The organism is Sinomonas sp. (assembly GCF_051955515.1).
GTDB lineage: Bacteria > Actinomycetota > Actinomycetes > Actinomycetales > Micrococcaceae > Sinomonas.
On sequence record NZ_JBQCGQ010000073.1, the window covers coordinates 1 to 15,980 of the forward strand.

The following is a 15,980-nucleotide window of genomic DNA, read 5'->3' on the forward strand; positions in this document are numbered from 1 at the left end:
GGCAGCACGCGACGCGTTCTTAGGAATCGCTATTCGCGCCGACCGAGGTTACCCGCCTAGCAGGATTGTGGAGATGGTTGCGGCTCCGAGGGCGAGGATCGCCGTCGTCGTGATGCGCAGGAGGATGGTGGGCGGTGCGACTGCGGTGCGCAGGGCCGGCGCCGCGGTAGAGGATGCAGCCGCTGAGGACGACTGTTGCTGCGGCGGCGACCGCTGCAGCGATGCCGAGGCCGAGGGAGGAGCGCTCGGGCTGCAGGTCCGGGTCGCGGGGCGCGGGGTCCTCGGGGGTGGGGTCACCGCACGAGGAGGATGAGGGCGGCGACGACGGCGCCGGCGGCGGAGACGACGACGGTCATCGCCACGAGCAGCCAGGCGTGGGGGAGCTCTTGCTGGTTGCGCATGGCGCGTTCCTGGAGCGACCAGCGGCGGTAGGCCTCGATCGCCAGCAGGGCCCCGATCACGGCCAGGACGAGGCAGAGGGCGATCCGGACGGGGGTCGGGGCGATCTGGGGGGTGAGCTGGTCGACGGCGATGGCGCCGGCGAGGATGGCCATGGCGGTGCGGATCCAGGCCGATGACCGTCTTTTGGCCCGTCCCCGCCCGCTCCCAAAGTCCCGCCCATTTACAGGTCTCGACACCACGCAGCCGATCCTATTGAATACTAAGTATCATTCACTTTTCGCTGCCGCAAGGAGCCGAGCCTGAGGAGGGGCGATGAAGCCGCTCAACGTCCTGTGGATCTCCACCCACGACATCAACCCCCATCTGGGCTGCTACGCCGGCGTCTGGCCGGGGGCCGAATACGCCACGACGCCGAATCTGGACGCCCTCGCCGCCGAAGGGGTGAGGTTCGACAACGCCTTCGCCGTGGCCCCGGTCTGTGCGCCGTCCCGCTCGGCGATTGTGACGGGCTGCTTCCCGACTGCCATCGGCACGATGCACATGCGGTCCAAGGCCGTCCCCCCGCCCGAGGTCCGGCTGCTCCCGGAGTACTTCCGCGAAGCGGGCTACTACTGCACGAACAACTTCTTCACGGACTTCCAGGTCTTCACGCCGGGGACCACGTTCGACGAGTGCAGCCCCACCGCGCACTGGCGCAACCGTACGAACGCGGACACCCCCTTTTTCGCGGCCTTCCATGGCATGGCCACCCACGAGTCGCGCCTGTACCTCGACGACGAGGCGTTCGCCGCCGCCACGGCGAGGGTCCGCCCCGAGGAGCGCCACGACCCCGCGGGCGCCCCGCTCCCGCCGTACTACCCGGACACCCCGGCGTTCCGGAAGGCGTGGGCCCGGTACGCGGATGCCATCACGGAGGTGGATCACTGGGTCGGAGAAATCCTCGCGCAGCTCGAGGAGGACGGCTTGGCCGATTCGACGATCGTGGTCTTCTGGAGCGATCACGGCGTAGGGATGCCGCGCGCCAAGCGCTTCGCCTACGAATCGGGGCTCCGCGAACCGCTCATTGTGCGGTGGCCCGGCGTGATCGAACCCGGCAGCACACGTGATGACCTCGTCTACCTCATGGATCTCGCGCCGACGATGCTCGCGGCAGCCGGCCTCCCGATCCCCGGCCACCTGCACGGCCGTCCCCTCTGGGGCACTGATGGCGGGGTGCCCGCGGAACCGCGCGACGTCGTCGTCGGCGCACGCGACCGCATGGACGCGGCGGAGGACACGAGCCGCACGGTCCGCGACAGCCGCTTCCGCTACATCCGCCACTTCCACCCCGACCGCACCCTGATGCAGCACCAGGAGTACGCGGACAAGTTCCCCACTTGGAAGGAGTTCCGGCGGCTGGCGTCGGAGGAGGCCGACCAGCGCGGCCGCGGCGAGAGGCCCGATCGGCTGACGCCGCTCCAGCGCCGGTTCGTCGCGCCGAGCAAGCCCGAGGAAGAGCTCTACGACATCCTCTCGGACCCCCACGAGACCCAGAACCTCGCCGAAGATCCTGCCTACGCGGCGGATCTGGCGCGGCTTCGCGCAGTCTTGGCGGAGTGGCAAGCGCAGTACTCGGACCTCGGGATGGTACCCGAGGACGAGCTCGCCGAGGCCTGGCGGCCGGGAGGGGAGTGGCTGGTAACGGAGGAGCCCATCGTCAGCGTTCGCGAGGGCTGGGTCGAGGCGCGGTGTGCCACAGAAGGCGCGTCCGTGGGATGGACGACGACGCCGCCGCGCCCCATCGCCGAGCCTTCGCCGCTGGCGGTGGTCACCGGGGATCCGGTGCAGGACGACCGCGGCTGGAAGCTGTACGCCAAGCCCTTCGAAGCGCCCAAGGACACCACCCTGTACTTCCGTGCCTGGCGCCTCGGCTATGCCCCGAGCCCGGAGAGGACCTTGAATACTTAACGGCGTATTGCTTTAAACACTGAACGCTGTTTAGGATGTGAGCCATGGCACAGCCTGTCCGCGGTGCCGGTCCTACCACGACGGAGTTCTAGGAAGAACATGAACCTCACCAGACGCCAGCTTCTGGCAGCTTCCGTGCCGGCCGCGCTCTCTGTTTGGGCCCTTTCCGCCTGCAGCAGCACCCCCCAGACGTCCTCGTCCGGGGCGGCCGGTCCTTCGACCGCACCGCTGCTGCGGATCGGTTCGCTCCAGGAGCCCACGAGCTACGACCCGGCCCAGGCCAACGAGGGCCACCTCGCCCCGGTCTACCAGGCCGTGTACGACACGCTCATTAAGCGCCAGCCAGACGGCAGCCTTGCCCCGATGCTGGCAACCTCGTGGGAGGCGAGCGACGGCAACAAGACGTACACGCTCAAGCTCCGCTCGGGGGTCACCTTCACGGACGGAACGCCTTTCGACTCGGCCGCGGTCAAGGCGAATCTCGAGCACTTCAAGGCCGCAAACGGCCCACTCGCGAGCCTGGGCAAGGGGATCCAGACCGTCGAGACCCCGGACGCGACCACCGCGATCCTGCGGCTCTCCGCCCCCGATCCGGCGCTGCCGTACTCGCTGACGAACGCGGTCGGCTACATGGGCAGCCCGAAGGCGATCAACACGCCGGGCATCAAGACGCAGCCCGTTGGCTCCGGCCCGTACACACTGGACGCGGCCAACACGGTCGCGGGCTCCAAGATCACCTTCGTCCGGAACCCGAACTACTGGGGCGACAAGCTCCCGTTCGACAAGATCGAGTTCCAGATCCTCACGGACGAGACCGCGCGACTCAATGCCCTCAAGTCCGGCCAGATCGACGCTGGCGTCCTCAACCGCCCCGCCAGCGCCAACGATGCCGACGCGGCCGGCCTGCAGCACAAGCCCTTCGAGATCAACTGGGAAGGCATCTTCTTCTTCGACCGTGATGGCAAGAAGATGCCCCAGCTCGCGGACGTCCGCGTCCGGCAGGCGCTCACGTTCGCGATCGACCGGCAGACGATCCTCCAGAACGTCTACCTCGGCAAGGGCACGCTCACGAGCCAGACCTTCCGTCCCGGGACCAACGGCTACGACGCGTCCCTCGAGAACGTCTACCAGTACAACCCGGACAAGGCGAAGCAGCTCCTCAAGGACGCCGGCGCGGAGAACCTCGCCGTAACCCTCCCGGTCACCCAGGTCTTCGATCCCGCCGTCTACGACGCCATCGAGCAGAACTGGAAGGACATCGGCGTCAAGGTCACGCGCCTCCAGTGGGGCCCGGGCCAGCCGATCCCCGCGATGCAGCGCGGCGACGTCGCCATCTCCTACATGTCCCTGAGCCAGAGCAACGACTGGCGCCACATCGCCTTCGAGCTGGCACCGAACGCGCCGTGGAACCCGTTCAAGACCCAGCGTCCCGAACTCGACGCCCTCATCGCGAAGGCGCAGGGTGGGGACGACAAGACCCGGGCCGACGCGGACAAGCAGATCAACAAGTACGTCGTGGACAACTACTGGTTCAGCCCGCTGTACCGCCCGCAGGCCAGCTTCTACTGGAACAAGTCGGTCGACGTGCAGACGCAGGCCGAGCAGGCCGTCCCGTCCATCTACAACTACAAGCCCACTGGCCAGTAGGAGTCTTTCGTGGCTGTCTTCCTGCTGCGGCGCCTCGCTTCGGCGGTGGTGCTGCTCTTCGCGGCGTCGTTCATCGCCTATCTCATGCTCTACCCCGCGGCAGGGGACATTGCCCGCAACATTTTGGGCGAGAACGCAACGGAGGCCCAGGTCGCGCTCAAGAACCACGAGCTCGGACTGGACCAGCCGCTCATCCTCCAGTACCTCGCGTGGCTGGGCAGGGCTCTCACGGGGGACTTCGGGTCCTCGTACTTCGCGAGCCAGCCGGTGCTGAAGATCCTCGAGGTGCGCCTCCCGGTGACCATCAGCCTGGTCGTGGTCGTCACGCTGCTCACCGGTGTCCTCGCGTTCGCGGTCGGCCTGCTCGCGGCGGTGAAGAAGGGCTGGATCGACCGCACCCTGCAGGTCCTCGCCACGCTCGGCGACGCCCTACCTGCATTCATCGTGGCGCTGTTCCTCGTGACGCTGTTCGCGATCCAACTCAAGCTCTTCCCCGCGACCGGGTACGTGGCGCTCACGAAGTCGCCGCTGGACTGGGCTCGGACCCTGACGCTGCCGGTGATCGCGCTGACCATCGGCGGCGTCGCGGGAGTCGCCCAGCAGGTCCGCAGCTCCGCGCTGGAGGTCCTCCGGCACGATTACGTACGCACGGTCCGCAGCCGCGGCCTCTCCGAACGGCGCATCATCCTCACTACGGTGCTGCGCAACGCCTCCGTCAACGGCCTGACCACCCTCGCCGTGCACGTCGTCGGCATCCTGGGTGGCGCCGTCGTCATCGAGTCCGTCTTCGCGCTGCCCGGTCTGGGCTCGCTCGCCGTCGAGTCGACGAGCCGCACGGACCTGCCGCTCATCCTCGGGGTGATCCTCGCCGTCGTCCTCATCATCGTCATCGTCAACCTGGTCGTCGACATCGTCGTCGCCTGGCTGAACCCCAAGGTGCGCCTCTCATGACCCTCGCAACCGAAGTCCCCACCGACGTCGAACCGGTCGCCCCGCGCTCCGGAGTGGTCGGGCGATTCCTCCGCAACCCCCTCGGGCTCGCCTCGGCGATCATCCTGGCGCTCGTCATCCTCGCCGCGATCCTTGTGCCGCTCCTGGGCCTGCCCGATCCGAACGCCGTGAACCTCCGCGAGGCCCTCAAGCCATCGAGCGTGCAGCACCTCCTCGGAGCGGACAGCTCCGGCCGCGACATCCTGAGCCGCCTGCTCTGGGGCAGCCGGATCAACCTGCTCGGCGCCGCGCTCGCCGTCGCCATCGCGCTCGTGATCGGCGTCGTCGCCGGCCTCATCGCGGGCTACTACGGCGGCTGGTTCGACAGCGTCTCCTCGTGGTTCAACAACTTCACGATGGCGCTGCCGGGGATCGTGGTGCTCCTGGCGGTGCGCGCGGTCGTGGGCCCCTCAGTGTGGGTCGCCATGGCGGTGTTCGGCGTGCTGCTCTTCCCCGGCTTCTTCCGCGTGGTGCGCGGGGCCGTGCAGGCGGTGCGCAACGAGCTCTACGTCGACGCCGCCCGCGTCTCCGGGCTGAGCGACTTCCGCATCATCGGCCGCCACATCCTGACCGTAGTCCGGGCCCCCGTCATCATCCAGATCGCCAGGCTGCTGAGCATCGCGATCGCGATTCAGGCGGGCCTGGAATTCCTGGGTGTGAGCGACAGCAGCGTGGCCTCGTGGGGCAGCATGCTCAACGACGGCTTCCGCAAGATCGTCCTCAATCCGGTCCTCATCCTATGGCCGAGCCTCGCGATCGGCCTGGTGTGCATGGCGCTCGTCCTGTTCGCGAACGCCCTCCGCGACGCACTCGAGGAGCGCGGCACCCACGGCCGCGCCCCCCGCCGCGCCCGCACGGCACCTGCCGCTTCGCCGGAAAGCACGATGACGGCGGGACCCGCCCCTGGTGCGAACACGGCGCTGCTGAGCGTTGCCGGCCTCAAGGTCGCCTACGGCTACGGGCCTCTGGAGAAGGAAGTCGTCCACGGCGTGACGTTCCACGTCGAGCAGGGCGAGGTCCTCGGGCTCGTCGGCGAGTCCGGCTCGGGCAAGACCCAGACGGCCTTCTCGATCCTGGGCCTGCTCCCCGAGGGCGGCCGCGTCTCGGCGGGCTCGATCCTGTTCGACGGCAAGGAGCTCACCTCCCTGGTCGACCCGCAACGGCGCGCCCTGCGCGGGACCGAGATCGCGTACATCCCTCAGGAGCCGATGAGCAACCTGGACCCGACCTTCCGGATCGGCTACCAGCTCACCGTTCCGCTGCGGAAGCGGCTCGGGCTCTCGAAGGAGGAGGCGACCCAGCGCGCCCTCGCCCTGCTCGCACGGGTGGGCATCGCAGACCCCGAGAAGGTCTTCAAGTCCTACCCGCACGAGATCTCCGGCGGCATGGCCCAACGTGTGCTCATCGCGGGCGCCGTGTCCTGCAGCCCGCGCCTCCTCATCGCGGACGAGCCCACGACCGCGCTCGACGTCACCGTCCAGGCCGAGGTCCTCGACCTGCTCCGCGACCTACAGCGAGAGACCGGGATGGCCGTGATCATGGTGACCCACAACTTCGGAGTCGTGGCGGACGTCTGCGATCGGGTAGCGGTCATGCAGGCCGGGCGGATCGTGGAGATTGACGACGTGGAACGCATCCTCTCCCAGCCCTCCGTGGACTACACCCGTCGCCTGCTCGACTCGATGCTCGAGGACGGTCCGGTCCGCCCCTACCCGTTCGAGGACGACGTCACCGAGAATTCCTCGCCAGCCGAGCTGCCCGTCCCGGCAGAAGCCAAGGAGTGACCATGCCGCAGGCACAACCCCTCCTCGAGGTGGACCACCTCGCCGTGGAGTACCCCGGCCGCGGACGCCGCCCAGGATTCCGCGCCCTCGAGGACATCTCGTTCGCCATCCGCCCCGGCGAGACCCTCGGCCTCGTGGGCGAGTCCGGCTCCGGCAAGACCACGATCGGCCGCGCGATCCTCGGGCTGGTCAAGCCCACCGGCGGCAAGATCACGTTCGACGGTGCCGACATCACCCATGCGGGACGCGGCCAGCGGCAGGCGCTGAGCAAAGACATCCAGGTCGTCTTCCAGGACCCGTACACCTCGCTCAACCCCTCCATGACCGTCGAGGACATCCTCGCCGAGCCGCTCGGCGTGCAGGGCTGGGACCGCAAGGACGCCCTCGCCCGCGTCCGCGGCCTCCTCGAACGCGTTCACCTGCCCTCCGACGCCGGCAGCCGGCTGCCCCGGGAGTTCTCCGGGGGCCAGCGCCAGCGCATCGCGATCGCCCGCGCCATCGCCATCGAACCCCGGCTCATCGTCTGCGACGAGCCCGTCTCGGCCTTGGACCTCACGACCCAGGCCCGCGTCCTAGACCTGCTCGTGGAGATCCAGGAGGCCACCGGCGTCAGCTACCTCTTCGTCTCCCACGACCTGAGCGTGATCCGCCACATCAGCCACAACGTGATCGTCCTGTTCAAGGGCAAGATCGTCGAGCACGGCCGAGCGGCCCAGGTCACCTCCGAACCACGCCACCCCTACACCCAAAGGCTCTTCATGTCCGCACCCGTGCCCGACCCCAAGCTCCAGCGCGAGCGCAGGGAAGCCCGCCGCCAGCTCGTCGCGAAGGAGCAGGCAGCATGAGCACGGACGTCGCCCCCGAGTTCCTCGAGACGTCCGACGGCGTCCGGTTCCGCGACCTCAACGGCAACGGCACCATGGAGCCGTATGAGGATCCGCGCCTGCCCGTGTCGGAGCGCGTCGAGGACCTCGTCGGCCGGCTCTCCCTCGAGGAGAAGGCCGGGCTCATGTTCATCTCCATCGTGAGCGTGCCCGAGAGCGGCAGGCTCGGGGAGGAGGTTCACAGAGAAGGGCGCGCAGGAGTCAGCGAGGCCGTGGGGAAGAAGTTCGTCAACCACCTGAACTTCCACTACCTGCCCGGACCGTCCCTCGCCGCCCAATGGGTGAACGAGCTGCAGCGCCTCGCGATCGAGTCGAGCCCGCACGGCATCCCGGTGACCCTGTTCACCGACCCCCGCCACTCGTTCGTGGAGAACTGGGGCGCCTCATTCACGGCCGAATACTTCTCGGCCTGGCCCGAGCCCCTCGGCCTCGCCGCGATTCGCGACGAGGAGCTCGTGCGCGAGTTCGCCTCGATCGCGCGCGCCGAGTACACCGCGATCGGCATCCGCGGCGCGATGCACCCGACCATCGACCTGGCCACTGAGCCCCGCTGGGCCCGCCAGTACAGCACCTTCGGGCAGGACAAGGACCTCGTGGCCCGCCTCGCCACGGCGTACCTGGACGGCTTCGAGGGCGAGCAGCTCGGGTCGGAGAGCGTCGAGTGCATGGCCAAGCACTTCCCGGGCGGCGGCCCCCAGCTTGACGGCGAGGATCCGCACTTCCCGTACGGGCGCGAGCAGGTCTACCCGGGCGGGATGTTCGACTACCACCTCGAGCCGTTCAAGCGCGTGATCGAGCGCGGAGTCTCGTGCATCATGCCTTACTACGGCATGCCCATCGGGCTCGTGCTCGACGGGGAGCCGATCGAGGAGGTCGGCTTCGGGTTCAACCGCCAGATCATCACCGGCCTCCTGCGTGAGAAGCTCGGCTTCGACGGCGTGGTCTGCACAGACTGGAGCCTCATCACGGAATCCCGCCTGAACGGCAAGCAGCTCCCCCCGCGGGCCTGGGGCGTGGAGCACCTCACGGTTGAGGAGCGCGTGCTGAAGGTCATCGAGGCCGGCTGTGACCAGTTCGGCGGCGAGGAATGCCCCGAGGTGATCGTCGAGCTGGTCCGCAAGGGCCTCGTGCCCGAGGAGCGCATCGACGCCTCGGTCCGGCGCCTGCTCACGGTCAAGTTCGACCTCGGCCTCTTCGACAACCCTTACGTTGACGTCGATGCCGCGGTGGAACGCACCGGCCGGCCCGAATACATCGCCGCGGGCGAGCGTGCCCAAGCCCGCTCCGTCACCGTGCTCAAGAACGCCGTCGTGGGCGACGCCTCTGTGCTCCCGCTGCGCCCGGGAACCCGGGTCTACTCTGGGCAGATGGATCCCAGCGCCGTCGCCGAAGCCGGCCTCGAACCCGTGGACCGTCCCGAGGACGCGGACGTCGCCATCGTCCGCATCGCGGCTCCGTACGAGCCGCGGGACGACTACATGCTCGAGGCGAGCTTCCACGCTGGAAGCCTCGAGTTCGATCGCGAGACCATCGACAAGGTGCGCCGCCTCGCCGAGTCCGCGCCCGTCGTCCTCGTCCCGCACCTGGACCGCCCGGCCATCCTGACGCCGCTCGAGCCGCACTGCGCCGCCATCGCCGCGGTCTATGGCGCCTCGGACGCGGCCATCCTGCAGGCGTTCACCGGCGTGGTGCCTCCGGAGGGCCGGCTGCCGTTCCAGCTGCCGCGCTCGGTCGCCGCCGTCGTCGCCTCGCGCCCCGACGTGCCCGGCGACACGGAGGATGCGTTCTACGAGTGCGGCTTCGGATTGGACCTGTGATGAGTGTGAGTCCAGCTCCGCCGCGCCGTCGCGGCCCCTACGCCCAGGGCCGCGCAGCGCGGGAGCTCATCCTCCAGACGGCGCTCGAGGTCATCGCGCGCAAGGGCTATAACGCCACCTCCCTCCGTGACATCGCGGAGGAGGTGGGGATGACGCAGGCCGGGCTGCTCCACCACTTCGACACGAAGGAGAACCTCCTCGCGGAGGTGCTCCGCAAGCGTGACGAGGTGGACCGGCAGAACTTCAGCCCGGCAGACGTCACCGAACTTCCGCTCATCATCCAGCTCGCGCACCACAACCCCGAGGTGCCCGGCCTCGTCCAGCTTTACGTGAGCCTTCAGGCCGCGGCGACCGATCCCGAGCACCCCTGCCACGACTATTTCCGCGAACGCGACCTGGTCGTCCACGGCAGGATCGCACGGGACATCGAGAAGCGCCAGAAGGCCGGCGCCTTCGATCCGACGGTCGACGCCTCGGTGATCGCCCGCATGCTCCTCGCGCTCTCCGACGGTCTCCAGGCCGAGTGGGCCATCAACTCGGACGTCGACCTCGCCGGGACCCTCGACGCGTTCTGGAGCCGGTACGCGCGCCCCGCGGGCACGGAAACCGCCGGTCGGCAGACCGAGGACGCCGCCGAGTGACCGCGTCCCTCTCCCGCCGCAGCAGGCTCGACGCCGTCCTGGCGCACCGCGGCGGCCGCGCCCTCCTGCAGACGTGCCTGCCCGGCATCACCAACTCGCCCATGCTCCTCCAGTTCGGCGCGCTGCCGGTCGAGGAGATCATCGGGATGAATTCCGCCCTCGCCGACGACCCGGGCCGCTTGGCCGAGGTCTGGGAGCGCCTCGAATCACTCCAGCCGGACCCTTCTGCCGATGGCTCGCACGAGGAATGGCCCGCTCCCGCCGACGACTATGAGCCGTTGGGCGCGCCCGCACCGTTCGTGCACGCGCCCGAGGTTCCGCGCTGGGGCCGCTTCGAGCTCGAGATCGCCGGTCCCCGGCACGGCAACCCCTTCACCGACGTTGAGCTGACCGCAACCTTCTCGCTGGAGGAGGGGCTTGCGGGGGACGAGTCCGAGGTGCGGGTTGGCGGCTTCTACGATGGCGACGGCGCCTACCGCCTGCGCTTCATGCCGCGCCTCGAGGGGGAGTGGGCCTTCGTCACGCACTCCAACGCCGCGTCCCTCGACGGCCTCCACGGCACGTTCCACTGCGGCCCCGCCGCCCCCGAGGCCCACGGCCCGGTCCGGGTGGCGGACACCTTCCACTTCGCCTACGAGGACGGGACCCGCTACCTCCCGGTCGGCACTACCGCGTACGCGTGGACGCATCAACCGGACGAGCTCCAGGAACGGACGCTCGAGACTCTCGCGGGCAGCCCCTTTAACAAGCTCCGGATGTGCGTCTTCCCGAAGTCGTACCTCTTCAACACCAACGAGCCGGAGCTGTTCCCGTACGAGCGGGGCGCGGACGGCTGGCACTTCGCCCGGTTCAACCCCGACTACTTCCGAAAGCTCGAGCGGCGCATCGACCAACTCGCAGCGCTCGGCGTCGAAGCGGACCTCATCCTCTTCCACGGGTACGACCGCTGGGGCTTCGCGGACATGGGTGCCCAAGCTGATGACGCGTTTGTCCGCTACGTGGTCCGACGCCTCTCGGCGTTCAGCAACGTCTGGTGGTCACTCGCGAACGAGTACGACCTGATGCGCAGCAAGACCGAGGACGACTGGGAGCGCCTCGCCCGCATCGTCACGGACAACGATCCGACGGATCACTTGACCTCGATCCACAACTGCTTCGGCTTCTACGACTACTCGCGGGAGTGGATCACCCACGCGAGCGTCCAGCGCATCGACGTGTACCGCACGGCGGAGAACACCGACGAGTGGCGCGAGCGCTGGAGCAAGCCCGTGGTCATCGACGAATGCGCCTACGAAGGCGACATCGACCAGGGGTGGGGGAACATCACCGGCGAGGAGATGGTGCGCCGCTTCTGGGAGGGCGCCGTCCGCGGCGGCTATGTAGGGCACGGCGAGACGTACCTCAATGACGCCGAGGAACTCTGGTGGTCCAAGGGCGGTCGCCTCGTCGGCGACAGCCCAGACCGCATTGCCTTCCTGGCCGAGATCATGGCCCAGATGCCCGACGGCGTCATCGACCCCCTGGCAAGCGACTGGGACGCTCCGCGCGGCGGCTCCGCGGGCAGGTGCGAGATCGTCTACTTCGGCTTCAACCGGCCGCGCTACCGCACCTTGGTCGTCCCTCCCGGCGCGTCCTGCACCGTCGACGTGATCGACACCTGGAACATGAGGATCCACCGGCTCGACGGCGTGCGGCGCGGGATCTTCCGGGTCGAGCTGCCGGGGCGCCAGTACATGGCTGTGAGGCTGACCTTCCAGTGACTCCTCGACCCACGATCCTCTCCTTCGGCCCGTGGCGCGCCGAGCTGCGCGGGGACGAACTGGCCGACCTCCGCTACGGCGACCATCGCCTCCTGAGGGCGATTCGCGCCGTCGTCCGCAATCACAATTGGCTCACCCTCACGCCCGAGGTGACCTCGGCGGAAGTCCTCGAGAATCCGGAGTCGCTCGAGCTGCGGCTCGCCGTCCGCTGGGGCGGCTTCGGCGCGGCGTACGACGGCGACCTCCGCGTGGCGTTCGACGCGGGGCAGGTGCGGGTCGAGTTCGTGGGAAGGGCACCCGAGGAGTTTCGGAGCAACCGCATCGGTCTCGTCGTGCTGCACCATCCCGACGACGCGGGAACGCCAGCACAGGTGACGTCGCCGGACGGGACGGTGGCCGAGGCCTCGTTCCCGGAGCGCATCAGTCCCCACCAGCCGTTCATGGACATTGTGTCGTTCTCGTGGGAGCGTTCGGGACATCGCTGCAGGCTCGACTTCGAGGGCGACGTGTTCGAGACCGAGGATCAGCGCAACTGGACCGACGCCTCGTTCAAGACGTACAGCACTCCGCTGTCCAAGCCGTTCCCCGTAGCGCACAGGCCAGGGGACGAGGTGCGGCAGAGCGTTACCCTGACGGCGCGCCCCCTCGTGCGGATCGTCGACGAGGTCGCGGGCGAGGTGCCCGTTCTGGCAACGTCGGCCGGCACCAGCTCCGCCGTCAACGGCCGGCTCCCCGAATCCCTCGGCCCGCTCCTCGTCGAAGTCGCGCTCGGGTCGGACCCGGCGGGTGCCGCGACGATCTCGGTGACCGATGCCGTCACGCTCGCGGAGGCGACGGTCGCGCTGCTCGACGTCCGGGTCGTGGCATCCACGCCCGAGGAGGCACGCAAAATCGTCGGCGAGCTGCCGCTGGACCGGGTCGCGCGCCTCGGAGTCTTCGACAGCGCGACCCACGTGACGGAACCCGCGCTCTGGGAGGCACTCGCTGCCGAGGCCGCGGCCCGGGGCTTCGCGGGGCCACTCGTGGCCGGCGCCCGTGCGTACTTCACGGAGCTCAACAGAAATCGCGGCAGCGTTCCCGACGACGCCAGAGCGGTCGTCTATTCCGTCACGCCGCAGATGCACGCCGTCGAGACCGAGGCGATCGTCGAAACCCTCCCGATCCAAGCCCTCACGGCACGGGACGCGTTGCGCGTCGGCGGGGGACGTGCCCTCCACGTCGGCCCGATCACGCTCACGCGCCGGTTCAACGCCGTCTCGACCGAGCCTCCCACGAGCCTTGAGGCCCCTCCTCCGGACGTCCGGCAGAAGGAGCCGTTCGCGGCGGCGTGGCTGCGGGGCAGCCTTGCATCCCTCACGATGCCGGGCGTGGCCTCCCTCAGCTATGGCACCCTCGAGGATCTTGAAACCCCCGCGGGCCAGCTCCTCGGCCAGCTCGCAGCGCTCCGCGGCCGCGAGGTCCTGCGCACGAACGGAGGCAGCGCCGCGACGGCCCTATATCCAGTCCGAATCGACGACGGCATCATGTGCTGGGTGGCGAACCTCAGGCCGTGGCCCACCGCCGTCGACCTCCTCGGCCCCGGCGACCACCCGGCCACCCTCAGCCTTGACGCCTGGGGGACGGCCGCCGTCGTCCTCGCGTGACATCCACCCGCAACCCCACATCAGGAGAGGTCTCCATGTCCCCACGCCTTGCCGGCAAGACCGCCCTTGTCACCGGTGCCGCCTCGGGCATCGGCCGCGCGGTCGCCACCCGCTTCGTCTCCGACGGGGCGCGGGTGTACTTCGCCGACCTCAACGCCGCGGGCGCGAAGGAGGCCGCGGACGCCACCGGCTCTGAGCACGCCGCAGCCCTCGAGCTGGACGTCGCCGACGAAGCCAGCGTCGAAGTCGCCTTCGCCCGCATCGCTGAGGATGGTCCGCTGGATGTCGTCGTGGCCAACGCAGGAATCCAGCTTTTCGGCCAGGATGCCCGAGTGGGCGACCTCGAACTGGAAGTCTGGGAGCGGACCGTGCGCGTGAACCAACGTGGCGCGTTCCTCACGCTCAAACATGCGGTGCGCGCTCTTGCGGGGCGCGGCGGTTCGATCATCTGCACTGGCAGCCCGACCGCCGTCGTCGCCTGCGGGCAGACGTTCAGCGCGTATTCGAGCTCGAAGGCGGGTGTCCACGGGCTCGCGCGGGTGGTCGCCGCGGACTATGCGGCCGAGGGGATCCGCGTCAACACGGTGGTGCCGGGCTACACCGAGACGCCGCTCGTGCGGGCCATCGCCGAGGATCCAGAGCAGCGCGCGGGCCTCGTCGACGCCACGATGCTCGGCCGCCCCGGACGGGCCGAGGATGTCGAGGGCATCATGGTCTACCTGGCGAGCGACGATTCCGCGTACGCGACTGGCGGCCTGTTCACGGTCGACGGCGGGCTCACTGCGCTGTGACGGGATCCCGCGCAGAGGGTCAAGGTTGCCGACTTTCAGTTCCAACGAAAACCTGACTCCAATGCGGAGTAAAACTGAATGCCATTCAGCATCCGGTCAACAGTTTTGAGGCCGCCAGCGTCGCGAGTAGCAGGTAGACCCGCGGAAGACCCGAGTGCGATATACGAGCAACAACTTTCAAGGAGGCGATGATGGGCATCGAAGGTGAGGTCACTCACGAAACTGCCAAGAATGCGATGGTCGCGAATGAACCGACGAGGGAGGAGGCGGCCGAGCTCGAGGCGATGTACGCGAAGATGGCGGAGGAGAACATGATCCCGCTGTGGACGCAGCTGGACGAGCTCATGCCGATGGTCCCGGCTCCGGCGGCGGTGCCGCATGTGTGGCGCTGGTCGACGCTCCTGCCGCTGGCGGAGCGGGCGGGCGAGCTGGTGCCGGTGGGCCGGGGCGGGGAGCGGCGGGCGATCGCGCTGGCGAACCCGGGCCTGAAGGGCCTGCCGTACGCGACCCCGACGCTGTGGGCCGCCATCCAGTACCTCGGCGGCCACGAGGTGGCCCCGGAGCACCGCCACTCGCAGAACGCCTTCCGCTTCGTGGTCGAGGGCGAGGGAGTGTGGACAGTCGTGAACGGCGACCCGGTGCGGATGTCCCGCGGCGATTTCCTACTGACCCCGGGCTGGAACTTCCACGGCCACCACAACGAGACCGATCAGCCCATGGCGTGGATCGACGGCCTGGACATTCCGTTCGTGCACGGCATGGACGCGGGCTTCTTCGAGTTCGGCACCGAGCGCGTCACGGACGAGGCAACGCCCGACATCTCCCGCTCGGAGCGGCTGTGGGGCCACCCGGGCCTGCGCCCGCTCTCGCGGCTCGAGAACACGGTCAGCTCGCCGATCGGAGCCTACCGGTGGGAGCACACGGACCGGGCTCTGACCGAGCAGCTCGCGCTCGAGGACGAGGGCCACCCGGCGACGGTGGGCCAGGGCCACGCGGCGATCCGCTACGTGAACCCGACCACGGGCGGGGACGTCATGCCGACCATCCGCGCCGAGTTCCACCGCCTCCGCGCCGGGGTCCAGACCCGCACGACCCGCGAGGTCGGCTCCTCGGTGTACCAGGTGTTCGAGGGCGAAGGTGCGTTTGTCCTCAACGGCGCGAAGACTGCCGTGGCGAAGGGGGACATGATCGTCGTCCCGTCGTGGGCCGCGTGGTCCATCGAGGCCGAGACGCAGTTCGACCTGTTCAAGTTCGGCGACGGGCCGATCTTCGAGCGCCTGCATTTCAACCGCACGTTCATTGAAGGCCAGAACCCATTGAAGGAGAAGAAGTGAAGCTCGCGACCCTGCGCACTCAGAACGGGACGGTGGCTGTCCGCCAGGCCGGCGACACCTTCGTGGAGATCCCCGGGTACGCCGACCTGGGTGTGCTGCTCGCCGTCGAGGGCTGGCGGGAGATCGCTGAAAGGGCCGACGGCGCCGCTCACCCCGTGCGCGACGCGGACCTCGCCCCGGTGGTGCCCTCGCCGTCGAAAGTCTTCTGCGTCGGCCTGAACTACGCCTCCCACATCAAGGAGATGGGCCGCGAACTCCCGGAGTACCCGACGCTGTTCGCGAAGTTCGCCGACACGCTCACGGGCCCGTTCGACGACATCGAGCTGCCGGTCGCGGACCA

At 68.9% G+C, this 15,980-nt stretch carries 14 protein-coding genes; 13 read left to right on the top strand and 1 reads right to left on the bottom strand.

Annotated elements, in window-relative coordinates; all coding sequences use genetic code 11:
• The first annotated feature begins 73 nt into the window (after positions 1–73).
• Positions 74–313, top strand: coding sequence for a hypothetical protein (locus tag ACTHL9_RS03985; RefSeq protein ID WP_440517479.1), 240 nt, complete (start codon positions 74–76; stop codon positions 311–313).
• On the opposite strand, the gene ACTHL9_RS03990 is transcribed toward ACTHL9_RS03985, so the two are convergent.
• Positions 294–641: a YidH family protein gene (locus tag ACTHL9_RS03990; protein ID WP_440517480.1), complete on the bottom strand. Its 348-nt coding sequence runs from the start codon at positions 639–641 to the stop codon at positions 294–296. The genes ACTHL9_RS03985 and ACTHL9_RS03990 overlap by 20 nt on opposite strands.
• 73 nt (positions 642–714) lie before the next feature.
• Here ACTHL9_RS03990 and ACTHL9_RS03995 point away from each other — a divergent pair, with 73 nt between their 5' ends.
• The 12 genes from ACTHL9_RS03995 to ACTHL9_RS04050 all read left to right on the top strand — a co-directional run.
• Positions 715–2,349: a sulfatase family protein gene (locus ACTHL9_RS03995; RefSeq protein ID WP_440517481.1), complete on the top strand. Its 1,635-nt coding sequence runs from the start codon at positions 715–717 to the stop codon at positions 2,347–2,349.
• Between the two features lie 99 nt (positions 2,350–2,448).
• Complete coding sequence (locus ACTHL9_RS04000) at positions 2,449–3,996, top strand: ABC transporter substrate-binding protein (protein WP_440517483.1); 1,548 nt, start codon at positions 2,449–2,451, stop codon at positions 3,994–3,996.
• Positions 3,997–4,005: 9 nt separating this feature from the next.
• Positions 4,006–4,947 carry an ABC transporter permease gene (locus ACTHL9_RS04005; RefSeq protein ID WP_440517484.1) on the top strand — a complete coding sequence of 314 codons (942 nt, stop codon included), beginning with the start codon at positions 4,006–4,008 and terminating at the stop codon, positions 4,945–4,947.
• Positions 4,944–6,770 (top strand): dipeptide/oligopeptide/nickel ABC transporter permease/ATP-binding protein, encoded by a 1,827-nt coding sequence (locus ACTHL9_RS04010; RefSeq protein ID WP_440517485.1) that lies wholly within the window; start codon positions 4,944–4,946, stop codon positions 6,768–6,770. The genes ACTHL9_RS04005 and ACTHL9_RS04010 overlap by 4 nt, the downstream gene beginning before the upstream one ends.
• A gap of 2 nt (positions 6,771–6,772) precedes the next feature.
• Complete coding sequence (locus tag ACTHL9_RS04015) at positions 6,773–7,615, top strand: ATP-binding cassette domain-containing protein (RefSeq protein WP_440517486.1); 843 nt, start codon at positions 6,773–6,775, stop codon at positions 7,613–7,615.
• A complete protein-coding gene (locus ACTHL9_RS04020) occupies positions 7,612–9,471 on the top strand; it encodes a glycoside hydrolase family 3 protein (protein WP_440517487.1) in 1,860 nt (619 codons plus the stop codon). Before ACTHL9_RS04015 ends, ACTHL9_RS04020 begins: the two co-directional genes overlap by 4 nt.
• Positions 9,471–10,112, top strand: coding sequence for a TetR/AcrR family transcriptional regulator (locus ACTHL9_RS04025; RefSeq protein ID WP_440517489.1), 642 nt, complete (start codon positions 9,471–9,473; stop codon positions 10,110–10,112). Before ACTHL9_RS04020 ends, ACTHL9_RS04025 begins: the two co-directional genes overlap by 1 nt.
• A complete protein-coding gene (locus tag ACTHL9_RS04030; protein WP_440517490.1) occupies positions 10,109–11,872 on the top strand; it encodes a DUF5605 domain-containing protein in 1,764 nt (587 codons plus the stop codon). Before ACTHL9_RS04025 ends, ACTHL9_RS04030 begins: the two co-directional genes overlap by 4 nt.
• Complete coding sequence (locus ACTHL9_RS04035; RefSeq protein WP_440517492.1) at positions 11,869–13,515, top strand: hypothetical protein; 1,647 nt, start codon at positions 11,869–11,871, stop codon at positions 13,513–13,515. The genes ACTHL9_RS04030 and ACTHL9_RS04035 overlap by 4 nt, the downstream gene beginning before the upstream one ends.
• 35 nt (positions 13,516–13,550) lie before the next feature.
• A complete protein-coding gene (locus tag ACTHL9_RS04040) occupies positions 13,551–14,306 on the top strand; it encodes an SDR family NAD(P)-dependent oxidoreductase (protein WP_440517493.1) in 756 nt (251 codons plus the stop codon).
• Between the two features lie 191 nt (positions 14,307–14,497).
• Positions 14,498–15,640 (top strand): cupin domain-containing protein, encoded by a 1,143-nt coding sequence (locus tag ACTHL9_RS04045; RefSeq protein ID WP_440517494.1) that lies wholly within the window; start codon positions 14,498–14,500, stop codon positions 15,638–15,640.
• Positions 15,637–15,980, top strand: a 344-nt coding sequence (locus tag ACTHL9_RS04050; RefSeq protein WP_440517495.1) for a fumarylacetoacetate hydrolase family protein, incomplete at its 3' end; no start/stop codon positions are given. The genes ACTHL9_RS04045 and ACTHL9_RS04050, both read left to right, overlap by 4 nt.

Bases quoted from the DNA above. Each gene is read 5' to 3' on its own strand.
- ACTHL9_RS04040 (WP_440517493.1), top strand. From the start codon at position 13,551: ATGTCCCCACGCCTTGCCGGCAAGACCGCCCTTGTCACCGGTGCCGCC.
- ACTHL9_RS04025 (WP_440517489.1), top strand. From the start codon at position 9,471: ATGAGTGTGAGTCCAGCTCCGCCGCGCCGTCGCGGCCCCTACGCCCAG.
- ACTHL9_RS04045 (WP_440517494.1), top strand. From the start codon at position 14,498: ATGGGCATCGAAGGTGAGGTCACTCACGAAACTGCCAAGAATGCGATG.
- ACTHL9_RS03985 (WP_440517479.1), top strand. From the start codon at position 74: ATGGTTGCGGCTCCGAGGGCGAGGATCGCCGTCGTCGTGATGCGCAGG.
- ACTHL9_RS04000 (WP_440517483.1), top strand. From the start codon at position 2,449: ATGAACCTCACCAGACGCCAGCTTCTGGCAGCTTCCGTGCCGGCCGCG.
- ACTHL9_RS03995 (WP_440517481.1), top strand. From the start codon at position 715: ATGAAGCCGCTCAACGTCCTGTGGATCTCCACCCACGACATCAACCCC.
- ACTHL9_RS04015 (WP_440517486.1), top strand. From the start codon at position 6,773: ATGCCGCAGGCACAACCCCTCCTCGAGGTGGACCACCTCGCCGTGGAG.
- ACTHL9_RS04010 (WP_440517485.1), top strand. From the start codon at position 4,944: ATGACCCTCGCAACCGAAGTCCCCACCGACGTCGAACCGGTCGCCCCG.
- ACTHL9_RS04020 (WP_440517487.1), top strand. From the start codon at position 7,612: ATGAGCACGGACGTCGCCCCCGAGTTCCTCGAGACGTCCGACGGCGTC.